General features: G+C 65.2%; 11 protein-coding genes. 4 read left to right on the top strand and 7 right to left on the bottom strand.

Annotation, left to right across the window (positions count from 1 at the left end; translation table 11 throughout):
- The first annotated feature begins 31 nt into the window (after positions 1 to 31).
- From mobF to MUB56_RS18585, 4 genes are all read left to right on the top strand, one after another.
- Positions 32 to 3,553 carry a MobF family relaxase gene (gene mobF / locus MUB56_RS18600; protein WP_244928499.1) on the top strand — a complete coding sequence of 1,174 codons (3,522 nt, stop codon included), beginning with the start codon at positions 32 to 34 and terminating at the stop codon, positions 3,551 to 3,553.
- A gap of 101 nt (positions 3,554 to 3,654) precedes the next feature.
- A complete protein-coding gene (locus MUB56_RS18595) occupies positions 3,655 to 4,068 on the top strand; it encodes a hypothetical protein (RefSeq protein ID WP_244928498.1) in 414 nt (137 codons plus the stop codon).
- Positions 4,069 to 4,214: 146 nt separating this feature from the next.
- On the top strand, positions 4,215 to 4,589 hold the full coding sequence (locus MUB56_RS18590) for a hypothetical protein (protein ID WP_244928497.1): 375 nt from the start codon (positions 4,215 to 4,217) through the stop codon (positions 4,587 to 4,589).
- A 218-nt stretch (positions 4,590 to 4,807) separates the two neighbouring features.
- Positions 4,808 to 5,233: a hypothetical protein gene (locus MUB56_RS18585; protein WP_244928496.1), complete on the top strand. Its 426-nt coding sequence runs from the start codon at positions 4,808 to 4,810 to the stop codon at positions 5,231 to 5,233.
- Between the two features lie 293 nt (positions 5,234 to 5,526).
- On the opposite strand, the gene dpdD is transcribed toward MUB56_RS18585, so the two are convergent.
- From dpdD to dpdF, 7 genes are read right to left on the bottom strand one after another with little or no spacing between them, the layout of a single operon-like run.
- Positions 5,527 to 7,692, bottom strand: a complete 2,166-nt coding sequence (gene dpdD, locus MUB56_RS18580; protein WP_244928495.1) for a protein DpdD — start codon at positions 7,690 to 7,692, stop codon at positions 5,527 to 5,529.
- Entirely contained in the window at positions 7,682 to 8,206 is a 525-nt protein-coding gene (gene dpdK, locus MUB56_RS18575; protein ID WP_244928494.1) for a phospholipase D-like domain-containing protein DpdK, read from the bottom strand. The genes dpdD and dpdK overlap by 11 nt, the downstream gene beginning before the upstream one ends.
- Positions 8,203 to 12,699: a protein DpdJ gene (gene dpdJ / locus MUB56_RS18570; RefSeq protein ID WP_244928493.1), complete on the bottom strand. Its 4,497-nt coding sequence runs from the start codon at positions 12,697 to 12,699 to the stop codon at positions 8,203 to 8,205. Before dpdJ ends, dpdK begins: the two co-directional genes overlap by 4 nt.
- On the bottom strand, positions 12,696 to 13,406 hold the full coding sequence (locus tag MUB56_RS18565) for a hypothetical protein (protein ID WP_244928492.1): 711 nt from the start codon (positions 13,404 to 13,406) through the stop codon (positions 12,696 to 12,698). The genes dpdJ and MUB56_RS18565 overlap by 4 nt, the downstream gene beginning before the upstream one ends.
- Positions 13,403 to 16,456, bottom strand: coding sequence for a protein DpdH (dpdH, locus tag MUB56_RS25930; RefSeq protein ID WP_280637310.1), 3,054 nt, complete (start codon positions 16,454 to 16,456; stop codon positions 13,403 to 13,405). The genes MUB56_RS18565 and dpdH overlap by 4 nt, the downstream gene beginning before the upstream one ends.
- Positions 16,453 to 17,373, bottom strand: coding sequence for a protein DpdG (gene dpdG / locus MUB56_RS18555; RefSeq protein ID WP_244928491.1), 921 nt, complete (start codon positions 17,371 to 17,373; stop codon positions 16,453 to 16,455). The genes dpdH and dpdG overlap by 4 nt, the downstream gene beginning before the upstream one ends.
- Positions 17,373 to 19,970 carry a protein DpdF gene (dpdF, locus tag MUB56_RS18550; RefSeq protein WP_244928490.1) on the bottom strand — a complete coding sequence of 866 codons (2,598 nt, stop codon included), beginning with the start codon at positions 19,968 to 19,970 and terminating at the stop codon, positions 17,373 to 17,375. Before dpdF ends, dpdG begins: the two co-directional genes overlap by 1 nt.

The following is a 19,970-nucleotide window of genomic DNA, read 5'->3' as shown; positions in this document are numbered from 1 at the left end:
CCCACCTGGAGTCTGTGGAACGGATACGGCGGTGACGGTCTCGATCCGCAGGATCTCCGCGGGCGCGGGCTACCGGTACCTGCTGCGCAGCGTGGCCGCGGGTGACGGCAACCGGGCCATGTCGACGCCGCTGACTCGCTACTACACGGAAGTCGGTACGCCGCCGGGCCGGTGGATGGGCTCCGGGTTGGCGGCGCTCGGCGGTGGCCGGCTCCGGGCGGGCATGCCGGTCAGCGAAGAGCAGTTGGCGCTGCTGATCGGTCTGGGACGCGACCCAGTCACGGGCGATCAGCTCGGCCTCGCCTACCCGACCTACACCAAGCTGACGACCCGGATCGCGGAGCGTATCGCCGCCCTCGACCCGGCGATGACTGCGGACGACCGCGCGGGGGAGACGGCCAGGATCGAAGCCGAGGAGACCGCCGCCGGTGCACGCCAGGCGGTGGCCGGCTATGACCTGACGTTCAGCGTCACGAAGTCGGTCTCGGTGCTGTGGGGGCTCGCCGATGCACCGACGCAGGAGCGGATCGTGGCCGCGCACCACGCCGCGGTCGCCGACGTGTTGTCGTTCTTTGAGCGGGAGGTGGCGGCCACTCGGACGGGCCGCGCGGACCGCGACGGGGCGGTGGCCCAGGTCGGGGTGGCCGGGGTCGCCGCGGTGGCGTTCGACCACTACGACTCGCGGGCCGGCGACCCGCAGCTCCACACGCACCTCGTGATCTCGAACAAGGTCCTCACGCTGCGGGACGGACGTTGGCGCAGCCTCGACGGGCGCCCCGTGTTCGCCTCGGTCACCGGACTCTCCGCGTTGTACGACTCCCTGCTCGCGGACCGGATGACCCGTGACCTCGGGGTGGAGTGGGAGCTACGGCAGCGGGGTCCGGATCGGAACCCGAGGTGGGAGATCGCCAGCGTCAGCGACGAGTTGATCGGCGAGTTCTCCAGCCGGACTCGGGAGATCGAACTTGCGAAGGATGACCTGATCGCCGAGTACGTGGCCCGGCACGGTCGGCAGCCGTCGGCGAAGACCATCGTCGAGCTCCGCGCCCAGGCCACCCTCGCCACCCGGCCCCCGAAGCAGACCCGGTCCCTGGCCGAACTCACCACCGGATGGCGACACCGGGCAGCGGCCAGGACCAGTCCCGACCCGGTGTCCTGGGCGACGACCCTGAGGGGCGGTACCGGGCCGGTGCTCACGGTCGACGACGTCCCGCTCGCGGCGATCGAAGCGATCGGCGCCGACGTCGTGGCCGCGGTGAGCGTCAAGCGGTCGGTCTGGTCCCATTGGAACCTGCTCGCCGAGGCGGCGAAGCAGACCATGGACCTCCGTTTCTCCACCACCACCGACCGGGAGACGGTGCTGGCGATGGTTGTCGACGCGGCCCAACTCCAGTCCATATCGCTCACGCCGCCGGAGCTGGCGCCCAGCCCGGTCCGGTTCCTGCGCGATGACGGCACCAGCATCTTCCGTCCCCGGCACGCGGTGAAGTACTCCTCCACCGGAGTCCTCGACGCCGAGGCCCGCCTCCTCGACCGCGCCGAAGCCACCACAGCACCGACGGTGCAACCCTCCGTGGTCACCCGGGTCCTGGCCCGGACACCGGTTCCGCTCAGCGGAGAGCAGCACCGGGCGCTGGCGAGCATCACCGGCTCGGGACGCCAGGTCGATCTCCTCGTCGGCCCAGCCGGTGCCGGCAAGACCACCGCCATGCGCGCCCTGCGCGCCGCCTGGACCACCGGTCACGGTCCGGGGAGTGTGGTCGGGCTGGCCCCGTCGGCCGCGGCTGCCCAGGCGTTGGCCGACGACCTCGGCATCGCCTGCGACAACACCGCCAAGTGGTTGCACGAGTTCGACCACGGCCGGACTAGGTTCCGGGCCGGGCAGCTGGTGATCGTCGACGAGGCGACCCTGGCCGGGACGACCACGTTGGACCGGATCACCGGGATCGCCGCGACCGCGGGAGCGAAGGTGCTGCTCGTCGGGGACCCGCACCAGCTCCAATCGGTCGATGCCGGGGGAGCATTCGCCCTGCTGGTCGACCGCCGCACCGACACGCCCGAACTGACCGAGATCCACCGGTTCACCCACGAATGGGAGAAACAGGCCTCCCTCGCGCTGCGCCGCGGCGAGGTCGAGGTCATCTCCACCTACGCCCACCAGGACCGGATCCGCGACGGGCTGACCGACGAGATGCTCGACGCCGCCTACCAGGCCTGGCGCACCGACACCATCGCGGGGAGGGCAAGTGTCCTGGTCACCGAGTCCGCGCACGCCGTCCGGGCCCTCAACGAACGCGCCCGCGCCGAACGACTGACACTTGAAGGTGCCGTAGACGGTCGCGAGGTTCACCTCGCCGACGACACCCGCGCCTCGGTCGGTGATGTCGTCATCACCCGGCGCAACGACCGCACCATCCGGACCATGACCGGCAGCTGGGCCAAGAACGGCGACCGCTGGTCCATCACCGACATCCGCCGTGACGGGACCGTCGTGGTCGACCGGCTCGATCAGCGACGCCGAGGGCGGGTGATCCTGCCGGCGGGGTACGTCGCGGAGCATGTCGATCTCGGCTACGCGGTGACTGCCCACCGGGCTCAGGGCATCACCGTCGACACCGCTCATGTCGTCGTCACCGCGGCCACGACCCGGGAGAACTTGTACGTGGCGATGAGCCGTGGCCGGGAGTCGAACATCGCCTACGTCGCCCTGGACCAACCCGACGACACCCACACCACCCCCGAACCGGACGAGGTCACCGCCCGCACCGTGCTCTACGGGGCGCTGCAGCACAGCGGCGCGGCCCTGTCCGCGCACCAAACCCTCGAAGCCGAGTACGAGGTCCACGGCAACATCGGACGCCTCACTGCCGAGCTGGAGACCATCGCCGCCGACGCCCAGCACGACCGGTTCCTCGACCTACTGAGACGGTCCGGGCTCACGACCGAGCAGCACGCCGAGGTCATCGGCTCGGCTGCCTTCGGGTCCCTCGCCACGGCCCTGCGCCGGGCCGAGGCCTACCACCACAACCTCGAATGGCTTGTCCCGCGCGTCGTCGACCGGGGTGGTCTTGACGACGCCGACGACATTGCCGCGGTCCTGCGCTACCGGGTCGAGAAGATGGCGGCGACCACCCCGCGCGGCTGTCGGCACAGGCCCCGGTTGATCGCGGGGATCATCCCCGAACCACTGGGGGCGATGAGCGACGAGGACCGCCACGCCATTGCCGAACGGGAGCGGCTCATCGAGGCTCGGGCGCGGGCCCTCGCCGAGCGGGCTGTTGCTGACGGTGCTCCCTGGACCCGCCGGCTCGGCACCCCTCCACCCGACCCGGCCCACCGCGCCCGGTGGGTCGACGCAGTGCGCACCGTCGCCGCCTACCGCGACCGGTACGGCATCGCCTCGGATCTTCCCGTTGGCGGGGGAGTCGCCCACGATGCCCAACGAGCCGACCGCCGGCGCGCCCTCGCCGCCGCACGTGCCGCCGCCGCGGCGACAGAAGTGCAGCCGGATCGCGCCGCCTCGGTCCAAGCTCGATCCCCTTCGTTGCCATAGGAACCGTTCGGGGGTGTCTGTCCACAGGCGGCAGATGTTGCGTCAACGGGCGGCCCGAAGTGGTGTTACCGAGGTAGGACCGGCAAAGAAAGGAACGTCCGATGCTCGCCCTCCTCATCCTCCCCGTGTTCTATGGGGTGGCGCTCGCGCACCGCTTCCTTCAGATCCATGCGCCGTCGAACCGGCTCTGCCGAAGAGTGCGCTCATCGTCGCCGCGGTGGCGCACGGCCATGGCACTGATCGCGCTCGCAGCGGTGCTACTCATCGCGATGCACGCCGTGGCCGAGACCATCGCAAGGGGAGCACCCGGCTGGCTCAACCTCGTCGTCCTCGTACTCGCCTGGGACAGCATCAAGATCTTCCTGGCCGGGCTCCTTGTCGCGGCCCGATGCGTCGGTGGCCTATGCACGACAGCGATGGGATCACTCAGAGCGCAGCTTCGACCTGCCGAGACCGGCACCCCGACCGGTTCCACCACACAGATGTCGACTCAGGGAGTCAGCGCTCCTCGCTGACGGCGCGGCTGGCTACGGATCTCGTCACGCAAAGGAGGCGCATCGAAACGAATCACCACCGGCAACGTCCTTAGGAAGAGACGGCCCCAGCTGGAGGTAACGACTCCAGCCAGGGCCTCGGCATCAGTGACAGGAGCACCGAAACCGTGACCACATCATCCAACGAACCTTCATCCTGCGACCAGCCATCCACGACTACAGCACGCGATGGTGGCTCCGCGTCCTGTCCTCCGTGGTGCAGGTACGACCACGAGGGGTCATTCTTCGCCGAGCCAGGCGAGCACGCGCGGTATCTCACCACCGCGCACCTGAGGAACTTCGTCAGCCTCCACACCCCCGACGACGGCAAGTCGATCGAGGTGACCGTCTGGCTCCTCGGCAACGGCGTCGTCGAAATCCCACTCGACGCGAACAGTGGCACCCAACTGCGCGCCTGGGCGGACATGTTCGCCGAGGCCGCCGCCGAACTGGACCGTTTGGTGGTTGGCCACCTGCTGCCGGAACGAGAAGCTGGCAGATGACGAGCTGAGGGGGAGCCAGAACACCGTACGAGCTGTCGGGTAGCTCGACCCCGCCACACGAGGTTCTCGACGTCACTGTTCGGAGTGCGGGAGTGCATTCGTCGCCGACTCGGCGACTGGCTGGGGCGGACACGGCCTGCCGTCGCTGGAGGATCCACAGCCGCGAACTGCGAATTTCGGGCGGGCAGCCCGGCTGGGGTCGTCAGTAGCATGCTTCCGTGGCACTGGGTGGTGGCGAATGGTCCGGACGTCTCGGAACCGCCGATGACGCACTCGTGATCGTTGCGTGGAACGACGTCCTTCACGGTCCGGACGTCGCCAGTTCACTCGTGACCTTCGACGACGCGTCGCGCGAAGACGGGCAGGCAACGATCCATGTCACGGAGCGTCTGGAGGAGGTCGGGGTCGTCACCCGGTGTCTCGCGTCCACGATGGCTGGTCTAAGCATCGGGGCGGCCATTCCACCCGGGCGCGAGATCCAAGACCGCACCGGACTCTCGCTACGACGAGTCCTCCGCACCCTCAAGCCCCTGCGCTCGGCCACCATCGCGATCAACGGCATCACCACGACCTTCCCACCCGAGCTCAGCCCCGACGAGAAGACACTCCTCGACGCACTCCAACGGCCACGCGCAAGGCACTAAGCCGAATGACCCAACTCAGGCCGAATGTCCTGATTCGCCGAGTCCGGGTGTCGCGGCCCAGGCTCAGCACCGCCGCCGCAGTGCTCGCTCTGGCTGCGGGGCTGCTCGTCGCGATGAAGATGGTCTCGGACGCGGTGGCGGCGGGAGCGCCGGGTTGGTTGAACGTCGTCGTCCTCGTACTCGCGTGGGACGCCATCAAGATTGCGCTACTTGCGGTCCTGCAGATGGGGCGATTCTTCGTGTCCCTCGCCTCGCGTCGACCTGATTCCCCTCGGACTTGGTCGCCGCTGTCTTCATCCCTCCGCTAGTTCGCGGAGGATCGCGGACGACCCGCGCGAGTTGACCTGGATGATGGGCAACCCGCCGCGATGATCCTTGATGAAGTTCGTCGCTGCATGCTTTGCCGATGCCGCGACCATGACGAAGACGTCGGCGTTCGAACTGAACGCGGCCAGTTGCTGACTTCCGTCATGGTCAGACGTCGTTCGTACATCGATTCCTGGAACGAGCCGCCGGAGGACTTGGGCGGCGCGAACTATCGCGGACTCGGTGAGCGAGTAGAGCACGACGACCGAGCCTTCAAGATGGCGGTACGGCGCGGCCGGGTCTGCACCCGAAGTCTCGATCTCGAAGTCGTCGGGCAGGTTAGTTGCCAACTCGTCGGCGACCAGTCGAAGGCCCTCGATATCAGCGAGGCTGAGGCCGGATCTCACAGGCCTCAGCACCTCCAGAGCCCTGTAAAACAATCGTGTCTTGGCGTCGAGGGCGAGTGCCTGTGGGCTTGCGGTTGCGGCTTGGAGAACGTCGACGGTCCAACTCGCCGTGACGGCCGAGGTGCCCGCCCGCACGATGTCCTCTGTCCACAGCAGCGAGGAAGCCAGAGTCGCTGGCCCGGGGTTGGCAGTGGACAGATACTCCAGGAGCGCGACCGTCTGGAGGCGGATGCCCGCGGTGTTCTTCTCGCTGACGGCGAAGCCCGCGAGAACACGCTCACAGAGTTCGGGGCCGTTTGAACCCGTAAACAGCCACGAATGCGCAGCCATGAACGCGCCGCCGTGGTCTCCGAGCCGAGCCAGCGACTCTTCATCCAGCGAGGCCAGGCAGTTGGCGAGGGTAGCGTGGTCGAGCGACGCCCACTCAGCGCTGATGCTGAAGTCGGCTCCCATTCCCACGGGATCGTTCGATTGCAGGGCGTCGAACCAGCCGAGCCACCCTAGATTTCGCTGCGGATTGAGGAACCCAGCGAGCCACTCGAGATCGGACCGGACGACGAAGTCGTCGTCGCGCGACTCTGCCTTAAGCCCGGAAGCCTCGACGAAGGCCGCGACTTCGGCGGCCAGATGCGGATCTTCGAATTCACGGATGCATCCGAGTAGTAGAGCGGCTGTGCTCGACGACGGTGTCTCGGCCAGACCGACGGCGATCGCAGCAGCGAACTCGCCTTCCTCGATGAGTCGGTGGAGGTCGTCGACTGGTGTGACGTCTGGTTCCGCCGGTGGGTCTGTGGCGAGCGGCTCAACACGTTCGGCTTCGGGCGTGATCAGCAGGCGGAGGGAGTCCGCCAACGTCGGCGAGATTGCCTGAGCTTCATCGGCCAGTCGCTCAAGCGTCGCGGTCGGGGCGCCTCGCAGTTTGGCGAGCACGAACTCGACCACGAGCGCCTGCCGAGTCCGTGTAGCGACTCCTGTTGCGAGCGTTCGGAGGCCAGTTGGGATCCGTTCGGCGGATTCGATCAGCGAGGCTCCGTCGCCGGATCTGTCGGCGGCCTCTAGGTAACGCCCGTAGACCGCGTGCTGCAGCAGTCGAGTGATCCCGAGCGGGCGACGCAGTTGGAGGATATGTTCCAGGTCCTGGTCGGCGAAGATGGCGGCTGTCTCGCCAAGCCCCGCGTATACGCGCAAGCGGAGGAACGCGAGGTTCGAGTGATCGAGATCGGCGAAGGCTTCAAGTTCACGGAGGCACGCGATGGCGATGCGCCGATCTTGAGCGCCGATTGCGTGGCCCAGGTCGTCGAGCACCTCGACCGTGGTTCGAGGTGCGTCGAACTCAGAGCGCGGACGCTTCCACACGAGCTTGGAAAGAACGAGGAGTGCTTGGCGCACCTCGTCGCGAGCCGTTCTGTTGCCGCGAGGCAGCACCTCAAAACGGAGCGGGGATACGCCTGTCGCAGCCAGTGGGGTGTCAAACGGATCCTGTGGGTATAGCCGCCCTCGACTTCTCGGCAGGTCACTGAACGTCGGCCCCACCCAGGCGTCTAGGAGCGTGAGCAGTTCCTTCTTCTCCCGTTGTGTGGGAGCGAACCCGTACCAGTACAGGTTTCCGTTGGTCGCCCGTGGAAGAAACGCGATCTGACCACGACTGATGGCATCTCGCCAGGTCTCGATCGATGCCTCGTGTTCGGGCTGCAGGCGAGCGGGCTTGATGTCGTTGCCCGTGCCGAAGAACTCGTCATCCTGCATGTCCGGCGCCTTCGTAGAGAGCGTTGTACGCGATCCGCGTCCCGGCGATGGTGTGGGGGTCGCGCGTCAACGTCACGCCCTCTGCGTTGACCGCCTGTCCGAAGTAGGTGAAGTTCATTGATCCCTGGAGGTGGAACCGGTCACCCAGGATGCCCTTGTCGTGGAGTTTGGGATGGATTCGTACTGCCGGTCTAGCGCCCAGGCCGCCGACATTCTCGAGACGTTGGCGCGCAACGGTGTTGCTCTCGACGTCGCGAGTCAGGACGCGGACGTCGCTCCCACGACGCGCCAGTTCGATCAAGACCTCGGTCAGGCGAATCCTTCTTGAAGGTAGGCCTGGCAGGACCGTCCTGAACTGCCCCGCCGTGTTGTCGATGACATCGATGTCGGAGATCCAAGGCGACAGCACCCACAATTGACCCGACGGGACTAGCAACTCTGTGACCAGCAGGTTTTGCATGAGGTCGTTGAGAATCCGCGTCTGTCCGCGGCCCGCAGTCGTGATCCGTCTCATGCCGACACCTCGGCCAGTTCGAGGGCGACCACCACGTCGCCGTTCGCCCGGTGGTCGATCTCCACAACCCGCGGATACACGTTGAGATATTCAGTCACAACCGGCTCGACGCTGACGTCCACTAGCAGGTCCGCCAACTCTCCGGCCTGATCGGGGGTGGCCAGAACCTGCGCGGACCCTGTGTTTGCCAGGGCATGCCTGACGCGCTCTCGGAAGTCGCCGGTCAGGGGAAGCGGGGGATTGCCCGCGGCAGCGAGCGAGCGCAGAACTTCGGGCGCCGCAGGCAAGTTCTCGGCAAAGGGATTCCAGGCGTGCAGTTGTTCAGCACGGAGTTGCCAGCCGCGAGGCCAGAGCATGCTCTGTACCGCATCCATTCGCTGGCGCTCGTCGCCTCCGCCCGAGAGGACCAAACCAGGATCCAGGTCGTCGCGCGTGCGCATCAGATACGCCCAGGTGCGGGGTGGGATCTCGACACCGAGACGCCGTTCTTCCGACTTCCACTCGGTCGTTACGGTCGCCAGGGCCGTGTCGGTAGCAGGGGTCGAACCCGGCCGCAGAACGCGACTCGCAAGTGAGGACACGACGGACTGTTCGGCGCCGTAGATGCCCGATTGGCGAAGGCCATCCCGGATCCGCCCGAGTGTCTCCACCCGCGTGGCCTGGTCGGGCGCCGATCGAAAGTCGTTGACGAAGCCAGACCAGGTTGGGTCCGTCGTTGTCAGGTCGATCACCCGCTGGAGGTGGCTGTCAACCAGTTCGTGCGTACTGGGCTGCGTGGCTCGAAGGATGAGCCGAAGCAGTCGGCGGGGATCAGGGCGAACACGAACTGCGAGTGCCTCGATGAATCCTCCGCCACCGATCGAGGACTCGGACAACCAGATCTCGCCGGCCCGTGGCCTGCCGTCCGCGTCATATCCGGGTTCGATGTCAACGATGACGCTCTCGGGATCATGTTCTGGGCAGATCTGTCGAGCCGCAGCGAGCGTCGCGTGTCCAAGAGTCGAAAGGGTGCGCTTCCTGAGCCAGCGATCGAATGCTGTTGGGTCGGGAGCCCAGTATTGCGATGCCAAGGCGTCCAGGCGGGCCGCGATCGCGGGGTTCTTGAGCGCCTCCTTGAGTCGAGCGCCCATTCGTGACAACACTGCGGATTCCGACTCGATCACGCTGGAGGCCCTGAACATCGCGTCGAGGGTTTCGTCGAGCCTGTCGTCGAACGAATCGTGGACCGCGGCGTAGGCCTCTTGGAGTGTGCTCTGGTCACGTACTGCTGTGGTGAGCAGCATTGCCTCCAAGCATTGGTGTAGCCAATCGATCCGGAAACTATTCAGGAAGCCGAGCAACTCGTCGTCGGTGAGCAGGACGTGCCTGAACCAGGCACTACGCAGCCCGGGTAGGAGATCGTCCGGGACAGTGAGGTCTGCTGGCAGATCGACGCGGATTCGCAATCCGTCCACGTCGAAGGTGGAGCCCATTGCTGCCGGTTGGCCATGAAGTGCGAACCGACTCCGCACGCGCTGCTCACTGCCGTCCTCGAGATTCAGGGTGGCATCGGCGCTCACAGCGGCGCGATGGACGTTCACGTGAGCGTTCTGAGCGTGCAAGAAAAAGCGGGCGTCCTTGATCAGGCGCCCTACTGGGTCGGCCGTCGGCACGCGGATGATCAGGCCGGTCCCCGTTTCGATGAACTGCGATCGCCATTGCATCGTTGCGTTTGACGAGTCCTTCACGGCATCGGGAGGCAGTTCGACTCGAACCTGATCGGGGCGAACCACTGTGGTCGTTGTCGGGGTTCCGTCGATGTCGATGGTGCATGGGTCCTCGACCCCGAACAGAGGCAGGACCGTGGTGAGTTCAAGCACCGGGTCAGCGACGCCGATCGGAACGGGAATCCAATGGCGGTGCTCGAGATTCCGAGTTGCGAATCGGCGTGAAACGCGACCCGGTGCATACTCCCGGAGCATCTGACCAAGACCCATCGCCTGGAGTTCAGGTTCGGTCTCCCGATCCGACTGGGGCGGAATGCTGACGAAGGTCTCCGGCAGCGCCAGTTCGCTGAAGAGGTTCATCGGGAAGAAGTCGGGCAGCGGATTGCCGCCCATGAGATCGCGAAGTTCGTGAACCTCATCGGAATCTGCCACGCCCCAGTTGTGGAGGAGGCGGCGACGCAACGTCGGGACCGCTTGGAGTAGCAGCGGCCTCGGCGGATGCCACAGGACCTCGTTGGCTTCCGAATCGGACAGGCCGAGAGCGTTTTGGACCCAGGTGCGCAGGCTTCGCTGCCGGTCCGGATCGCGGAGTGCGTCGTTCAAGATCTCAACGGCGTTGAGTTGCGTCTCGCGGCCCCGCTTAGCGAAGCTGTCGGCCGGCTTCTGGCCAAGGGCCGTCCACCCGATTGTCGTTCGTGGGATGTTCTGCTGCCTAAGTTGGCCTGTGAGCCAATCGATCATCGCGATGGTGGCTTGCATGCGTAGGACGGCTCGGTTGCGGATTGGCAGCACTAGGTCGGGCAGCACCGGGTCGAACAGACTGTCCCAGGCCTCGTATGTCGCGCGGTCGCGGCCGTAGTCGGACAGTACAACTGCTGTGTACGGCCGCATGTTGCGTTTGCGTCCCGCTCGACCCTTACGCTGCAGGAAGGCAGCCACTCCGCGAGGTGCCTTGTGCTGGATGACTACCCCGACGTCAGGGTCGTCGAAGCCGACCTCCAGCGAGGCTGTCGCAACAATCAACTGACTGTCGGCAGCAACGCCTGAGTCCTGCGAGGTGGTTCGGCTCACGCGTAGGCCCTCGCCGATCGTCGCGAACTTGTGGCCGATCGCGGTCGGTAAATCCCAGAGTTGGCCGGCGCGACGCTGTTGTGTGACATCGCCGCCGTTGGCGTTGGCGCGCAACGACGCTAGAGGAGGCTTGAACGACTTGGATTTTCCGAAGGTGTACCGCTGCCCCTCGGCGTCGAGAAGGTATGAGAACAACCGGTTAGTGACGTCGAGGTCATCGGTGAAGACGAAGGCCTTCGTTCCGTAGACACCGGACGAGATCCGACTCGCCGGCTCATCCTGTGCTCGTGGAAGCAGCATTGAAGTTTGGATGGTGGTGGACAGCACAGACGCGCCACTGGTGGGGTCGCTGCGGAGTGCGAGCAAGTACTCCGCGCCTTCGTACTCCAACTCTTCGGGTTCGGGCGTGATGCTGGTGACCAGTTCGTCTTCGACTCCAGTCAGGTCGGCCATGTGACGAATCGGGTTGGACAACGTCGCGGACAGTCCGACGAACGTGATCGGAGCTTGAATGCTGTGGTGCCACCGGCGGAGCACCATCGCGGCTTGTGCGCCGTTGGTTCCGTCGTAGGTGTGGATTTCGTCGAGGAGCATCATCCGAGGCTTCTTGCCTACCGGTGCATCGATGCCCAATAGCCGTGTGAGGTTCAGATCGGAGAGACCGCGATTGAGCATCTCCGTCGTCACGAACAGCAGATCGGGAGGGGAACTCTGCATGGTTTGGCGGGTTAGAACGACCTGGTCCTGTTCGAATGAGCGCCGGCAGGTCGCGCACACCAGGCGTTCGACTCCGGCATCGATATCTTCGTTCGGCCAGACGAGTTCGCCTCCGCACTGGACGAAGCCATCACCGGGGCAACGCATCTGGGGGGAAGCCATGCCGTGTGGGCGCTTTCCCCAACCCCGATAGGGAAGCCTTACGTTTCTCGCATTGGTGGGCGTGCTGCCATAGAGGGCGCCGATCGTCATCGATCGTCCATTGGATCGCTTCCACAGATCGTCGAGTCGGCAGGCATGGGCGAATGCCGTGTCCAGTTGGTCCTTCAGTAGTTCGGTCCGGGGATAGACGGCCAGTGCGCGAGTCCACGCGGAGGGGTCGTTGACACCAGCCAGATAGCTGAACGCGGGGAGATAGAACGCGTTCGTCTTTCCGCTTCCAGTACCCGCACCCACTACCGTGGCCGTTGTGGTCTGACTCTGTAACGCAGTCAAGATGTGCCTCGTGGCGCGGACTTGGAATCCACCCAGGCGGTCGTGCTTGCCGTCGCGTTGGGTCATGACATCAAGGACCCCGCGATAGGCGTCGACGGGGCCGGCGACCCCATCGAGAGCAGAGGCCCAAGCGTGATCGCGCTTGGGGTAGAAACGGGGACGCCGCGCGTACCGGAAGTCGGAGATCAGGGTGGTTCCGGACTGCCACGTTTGGCCGGGGAAGCTCTGTCGAAGCCGTGCCACCAGGCGGATGGTTTCGCCGTTGCGAGTACGCCAGCTGGCAGGCGACGCGCTGGAGTCGTGCACTAGCAGCGCGCGCGTGGTCATCGCCTCGATGACGTCGTCGGCGCTCAGGTCCCACTCCTGGCTGCTGACGACTTCGGCGTCGATGATTTGGCGAAGTTCATCCGTGCTGAAGCCACCGTCGACGACGCCCCAGCACAGGAGCGGATCCTCGAGGGACTCCAGTCGGTCGAGAATCCTCGTCAGGAGAGCTGGGTTCATCGCAGCCGCACCTGGAACCTGTCAATGATGCCTAGCGCAGCTAGCTTCTCCATACGCTCGGATGTGAACCATGCCAAAGGCATGCCGGACAACTCTTGGGCTCCAACGATTCCCTCGGCAACGTCCGCGTCTACAACCTCGCCGAGTTGCTGGCCGCAGCGGTGGATGGCCTCCCTTGCGTCACGGAACCTCTCGACGGCCCCTTGGTCCGGGATCAGTCTGCTGCCAATTGCCAGCAGGCGACCTCGCGCGGTCTCGAGCGCGTCTCGAATTTCCTCGACGTCAACGCCACCTTCCGCCAGGGCGTCCACGAGGTCAGAGTTGATGGCCGGCGGGGGTTGGCTCACGTGAGCCTGCCACGCGCCTATGACGAGACCGCGTAACTCGCCGACGTACTTCTCGGCGGAGCGGACGCGTGCCTTGGCGAGGTCGAGCGACTGCTCGACCCCCACCGTGGGAAGATCGCTCGCCAGTGCGCGGAGGCTATCGACCACCTGAGACGCGTCCTGGTCGCGGCCAGGCGGCATCTCCACATCGAGCTTCTCAACCTCCGCGAGACCGATGTATAGCGCCGGCAACTCCGCCAAGGGCGGACCCAAGCGAGCGCTCAAGTCCGCGAACTGTCCGGTGCGGACCTTGACCTGATGCTCGTCGTTGGCGACGTCGGCGCGTGCGCGCAGGTCCTGGATGGTGCTGCGCAGAGTCATGCGGTTTCCTCAGGTTCGGACTCGGGTGCGGCGGCGCCCGCGATCGTGTCGGCCATGGCTGTGAGTTCGTCGATCAGTTGATCACGAGCCTCAGCGTATTCACGTTGCACGTCCGACGCGGCGCCGTTCCCAAGGCTGTTCTCGAGAAATCGGACTGCCTGCGTTGCCAGTTTCAGCCATACGTTCACGCGGCGAGCAGGCTCGTCCCAGTCGCCGTTGAGAACCTGGTATCGCTCTTCCGTGGACAGTTGATCCCACCGGTTCAGTTCTGCGAACACTGTCTCAACCTTGCGCTGGTCGCCGGGCTTCACTGCCCTGGCTGCTGCCTGCAGATCAGCGGGGTTGATTCCGCCCGGAAGCCCCCCGGCGGCGCCACGCTCGTTGACCAGTGCGAGCAGTTCCGCGGCTACGACGGGGAGGTCGCCGCCGAGGTCGGACAGATCAGGAACTAGGTTCACCGCTTCCTGGTGCAACGCGTCGAACGACGCTAGACGGGCTTCGACAGTCGACACAGAGGCCTTGATGAGTTCGGGCGTAGATTTTGGCCAGGAAACCCCAGTCGGGCTGCTCCGGACAGCCTTGGTTACCTTGCTGAGGTCGAGCGCAAGAGGCTTACCGGCGCCTTGGCTGTAGGAGGCGTGTCGCAGCAAACGTTGCTGCAGTTGACCGCGGCCGACTCTGGTCATGTTGCTCCCAGCGCCAGCGCCGTTCATGAGGAGGTTGTGCAGGGCTCGCAGGGCGGTTCTCGGATCGGGCTCGGGCCGAGGGGGGACCGCGGCGAAGAGGGCTCGGACTTTGCTGGCGGCGTCCGACTTGAAGGCGTCGGCGATTCCGAGCGCTTGTGAGATGGCCAGAAGGGTCTCTACCAGTCGAATCAGTTCGAAATCTTCGTCCGGGCGCTCGGGCGGGAGCAGCGCCGCGCCGACCATGCTCACCCAGTGCTCGACCCTGGTCTCCGTGAGTCGCTGCAACATCTCGCCGTCCGGAACGTCTGCCCAGGAACCCTTGTGGTGTGCCCAAGCTAGGGCTCGAAGCGCTCGCATGTCGACAGCGTTCGACCGGTCCATTGGCAGTACAGCCGTGGCGAGTTTCGCTTGGTTGAACTCCACTGAGGTGGCCTCAAATCCAGGAGCGAGCGCCTTGTCGTTGCCCCAGAGGCTGTCACCGCCGAAGCCGTCCTCGAAGCCCAGTCGCGCGCGGACGGCGTTGAAGATGATGTTGCGGAGGTCGTTGCGATCCCTCTGCAGGATCTCCTGGGTGGCGAGCCAGCGATCTACGGCCTTCACGAGCGTCGGCTCAACGGCGGTGGGCTGCGGTGTAGGTGTAGGTGCAGCGCCTGGTGCAGGAGTAGGGCCAGGTGTCGGTACCCGCGGATCGGGCGTCACCTCGGTGAGGCCGTCAACCGGCGGAACGCTGAAGGCTGCATGGATTGTCGGAGCGAGATTCTCTGCTCCAGAGCCCGTACCCCAGAACCTCACCATTCGGACGCGTCGCTGGGTTAGTTCGTCGTCCCCAGGCGCCTGCAGTTTGACCTGGTCCTCGATGTTGGCCAGGCGGTCATCGGCGCCGGTTCTGAACTCGCTCGCGAACCCGTCACTCGGGAACCGCCCGTTGTTGATCTCTTCCTGATCGCGATGTAGGACCGGGCGAAGGACGCGGGTCAGCACATTACGAGCTACGAAGCTGCCGTCGGAGGACTGGCTCTGGATGGCCCGGTCGAGAGAGGCCGTGTTGAACGGGAAGAGTCCATAGCCGTCGGCCTCACCGAAGGAGGCATGGCAGGCGGCGCTGACTGGGCACTGTTCGCAGGCGTTGGGCAGTTCGCCATCGCTCGCGTGTGCGGCATCCAGATCCGCCGCTCCAACACGGACCGCATTGAGGTAGCGACTGACGAACCTAGCCGGCGTGAACGAGGCAGCGATCCCGTCGGGGAGATCGAGGTCAAAGACTCGGTATGTGCGGGTGTAGACCGTTTCCGGCATCTGATTGACGAAGTAGCCGGTCGTCACCGCCATGACGACGCGCATCGGACAGAGTTTCTGTGTCTCGGTCGAGATGAGGGTGATGGCGTCAATCAAGCCCCCTTGGATGCCTTGAAAGATCGAGAAGTCTTCGATGAGCACCAGCAGTTCGAGTCCCTGCTTATCCATCTCAACTCGGACGTCGGTCAGGATCTGCTTGAGGTCGTCGCCGCCAATGCCGAAAACCTCGCTCACCGACGGACCGAGTTGCTCGTTGATCATCCTCGCAGCGAGTTCGCGGAAGATGGGTTCACTTGTTAGGGCGCCGGCGACCTCACGGGCGGCCTGCCCGGCTCGGTTCACGTCGTCAACCGAGAGGTTCAGATCGTCGGCACTGAAGCCGAACGCGTCCTCCTTGTCCTCGTCGGCCTTGCCGGACACCTTCTCTCGCACGAGACGGGCGATTGGACCGTTCTGGTCGAGGAGTCGGCTTCGGAAGACATCGTCGCCAAACAGTGCAGGAAGGCCCCCCGCTGAAGCTAGGTAGGTGCGGAGTTCGATCTCCTCCGCAGAACCGTCGGATCGGTTCCCGCGGGTCTCGATGTTCACCGCTAGCGCGTTGCGCAGTTTCAACTGCGCCGTCTTCTCGTCGGCGGCGGCGTCTACGGCGGTTGCGACCTTGGCTCGGAGTTCGTCGGCCCGATCTCCGGTCGCGTGCTCAAGGATCAGTTCGAGGATGCCGCGCAGGGACATCCGGTGCTTTGGGACGAAGATCAGGCGAGTCGAGTCCTTCGTCTCAAGGTGAGCGCGCAGCCAGCGCACGAGATGGGACTTGCCCGTACCGGACTTGCCGAGGATGGGGATGATGGGCTGATCGGCGGGCTGATCCTGGACCGCGCGGAGCAACGCGTGTTCGTCGACGACGGCGCCCCCTCGGGCGCTGTCGACCTGATCACGCTGTGTGATCGGGATCGTGCTGTGGGTGGCCAGGAACACGCCGTCGGAGGTGCTCTCCGCTTCGACGGGAATGATGGACGAAGCCTCACTTGCGTTCCAGCAAGCAGCTGGAAGCGCGCCGCGCCAACTCATTTCTTACCTCCGGCCTTCACGATGGCGTGCGTTCGGCGCGTGGCATCGAACCGAGACAGGCGGATGCCGTGTGCATCCGGCAGTGTTTCGAACTTCACTCGTCCCCGTTCCTCGAGAATGCGCAATGCCTGTCCGATGGAACTGTCCGCGCACTCAGCGGCGATGCCAGGGTCTGGATCGATCCCCAGTACAGACACAAGTCCAGCGCGCATAGTGCCACCGTGTAGGACCGGCACGGCTTGTCCGATCCGCGTCAACAGGTCGTGGATGGCGATGCGCTCGTCCGGGAGACTCGCCAAGGCGTCGTCCACGGCAGTGACAGGGAGTGGCACCAGGCCGGACTGATCCCTTATGACTGATTGCGTGGCAAGACCGAGAGTTGGCAGCCACCGGGAGGCAGCGTTCCACCGGGTGTCGTTCGTGATGGCCCAAGCCTGCTGATCGTTGGTTTGGAACTGCTCGGCCTGCATCTTCTGCAGGTTGTCCGTCCAGGACAGTGGCTGTCCCAAGGCGTCCTGAGCCATCACCCAAGCCAAAGCGCGATTCAGATCGCGGGCGCCACTTGTGTGGGCGTCGCCGGGTTGGGTGACCCAAACGTCACCGTCGCGGCTCAGATCGAATACTCGTCCCTGAAGCACTCGGCGAAATTGATCCCTGGTGAACGGCGTCTTTGGAGCGGGGACATTCTCGCCGAGACCGAGCGTGCCGTCGCTGTTCGTCACCAGTACATCGATTGCGCGCATCGACGAGATCGTGTTCTTGACACCGTCGGCGGCAGTCGAGTCTGCGTTCAGGCCATCCGGTTTGAACGCGGCAACAAGGTCTTCCTCGGTGGCGGAGCGGCGAGCGTCAAGCAGATGGTTCACGATCGCCCGGCCGAGGCCCGGCAGAGTCCGCGGCGGATTCAGTACTGCCATCACAAGCTCCTGAGAAAGTACGAAAGCGACCAATGCGGGACGCGGATGCTCTTGACGCTCTGGTCCGGATACTGCGGATCCGAGGCGCCCTCGGGTAGGACGACGATCCTGAGGGCTCCGACCTCACCAGCGAGCCACGTCAGCCGGGGTGGATCGGTTGGGTCCAGAAGAACCAACGTAGGGACCGCGAACTGTCCGGGGGGACCTGTCACGATCGGATCGATGGCGACAAGCCCCTCAGATGCCGAGCGGCCACCATTGGCAACGGCGGGTAGGCCAGCCATGCTGGCAGACGCGAGGATGCCCCGGATCCCGTGCGTTACGGCTTTGGTGACGAGCTCGGACAGATGGATTCGGAGATCTCCCTCGGGGTAGGTCACCACCAAGGTCCGACCGCCATTCGCCATCCCCTCCAGGGTTGGACTCACCGCTCGATGTAGGTGGGGAAGGGACGCCTCGGACACAACAGGTCGCACAGCTCGATATGACGGTTCATGAATGTGCCCGGCGGCGGGGCACCCCGAGCAGGCGGGTGCGACCACCTGGTGAGCATGCATCGGGCCGACGTCTTGATAGGCGTACTCCTCGCTCAGGATCGAGCCCCAGCATTCCTCCAGTTTGAACATACGATCGATGCGGTTTCGGGAAGCAGACTCCGAATCCCGGATCGCCCTGCGTACCTTGTCAATGGCCTTGAGGACTGTGGCTTCGTCGACATTCGCAACTCCGGAGCGAATCCGCACGGTGGCATGCTGCACATATTCGGACCACGCGACGTCCATGCGCGTCGTCCAGGCGGCCTCGGTCTCGTCAGCAGCGCGCTCCAGCGCCGGCGGGGGAGTGTCGACGATGTCGAGGACTCCGGCACGCTGCAACAGGACCAACGTGTTGCGATTCCAGAGTTGATTGCTGTCCGACGGGTAGTCGAGCCACGGCGGGACGGTACTCGTGTTCAGGACAAGCTCGCGACGGGACGGATCGTCAGTGACCCGGGCGGTACGCATGGCCTCCCAGCGCCCCCAGCTCTTTGTGTCGCCGAGGACGGTCGAGTTCTCAATGTTGCGGCCCTCTTGGGCATCGGTCGTGCTCGGCATCCATACCGATAGGGCGGCGTGGCCGTCTCGGCCCCCGCGCCCGACTTCCTGGTAGAAGCGGTCGACCGAGGCGGGCACACAGACATGAACGACTGTGCGGACATCGCTCTGGTCGACGCCCAGTCCGAACGCGCTGGTCCCAACGACGACATCGACAGAGGTCGGGCCGCTGTCGCCAGACCAGGCGCGAAGGATAGTCAGCCGGTCGTCCGCTCGGACATCACCATGAAAGACCGCCGTTCTGCCGAAGCCGGCTTGCTTGAGCCGGGCCGCGAGCGCCTCGGCTGACTCCTTCTTCGTCGTGTAGACGATGGCCGGCCGCGGGAGGTGGTGCAACGCCTCAACGACTCGGTCGAGGCGTTCGTCGTTGGCGACCGGTGGCGCCAACAAATATCGGAGCTCAGTGCGCAGAAACGTCGAGCCAACGAACAGCGATGTGCCGGATCCGGCGAACAACTCGTCGTTGAGCAACAGACCCTGCTGCGACAGCGTCGCAGTCAGCAGAGCGACACGGGGTGGGGTGACCTCTTGTGCTCGGGCGACCTCTCGCAGTTCGGAGATCAGGGACGCAACTACCTGGAACTCCGGGCGGAAGCTCAATCCCCACGTGCGAACGAGGTGCGCCTCGTCGATTACGACATGGCTCAATTCTCCACGGGCGGCCAGGTGCCGAAGGGGCTGGGCGAGGCTGGTGACGAGCGCCTCGGGCGATGCGAAGAGAACCTTCTGGGTGCCGCCGCGGAGACGCTCCTTGATCGCGTCCTTCTCGACAGTTGGCCGGTCCCCGAAGTAGGCCAGTTCGTTCGGGAGTCCTTGGTGGGGAAAGCGATTGTGGAGTTGTCGCTCCTGGTCGAGGGCGAGCGCAACTGTCGGGACTACGACGACTGTCACGCCCCTGCGGGCTAGGAGTCCGGGAGCGATGCCTACGAGGGACTTGCCTGTCCCGGTCGGCAGCACCACGTGGAGCGTGCCACCCGGCTCTGAGAGAGCGGCTGCACGGACGGCGCTGGCCTGACTGCGTGAACGGTACGCATCAATGCCTGCAATGTTGGCCACAGCGGGGTCGACGGGCACCGCCATGTCGTGGCGTGCCGATGTGGGCACGACCCCCGCCGGACCCGCGAAATTGTCCGGACTCGTGCTGGCCAAGTCGATCCAGCGCGCGTCGCCAAGGAGCCAGGTGGGTGCCCAGTCTGGGCCGAGTTTGACCCTGTGCTCGTGCAAGCCGAACTTGGTGACCTCTAGGTTTGCCCTGCGTAGAGCCTCAACCGGAACGTCCCGCTGGTCTAGTCGAAGGACCACGAAATGGTTCGAATGACCGGAAGTCCCACGGCGGTGACGGAGAATTTGCCCCAGGAGCGCGGAGAGATCGCCGGCGATATCGGCTCCGGGCAGATCCGAGAGCCATGCGTCCACTAGCCGCCGATAGGGCCCACGAAGGCGCTCGCGGTTGTCTGCGACGCCGGCCAAGTTTGCCGTCACCAAGTTCCACTGATCGGTCAT

The organism is Nocardioides sp. W7 (assembly GCF_022919075.1).
Classification (GTDB): Bacteria; Actinomycetota; Actinomycetes; order Propionibacteriales; family Nocardioidaceae; genus Nocardioides.
Note: the sequence above shows the minus strand (reverse complement) of the source record. Positions and strands in the feature narration are given on the sequence as shown.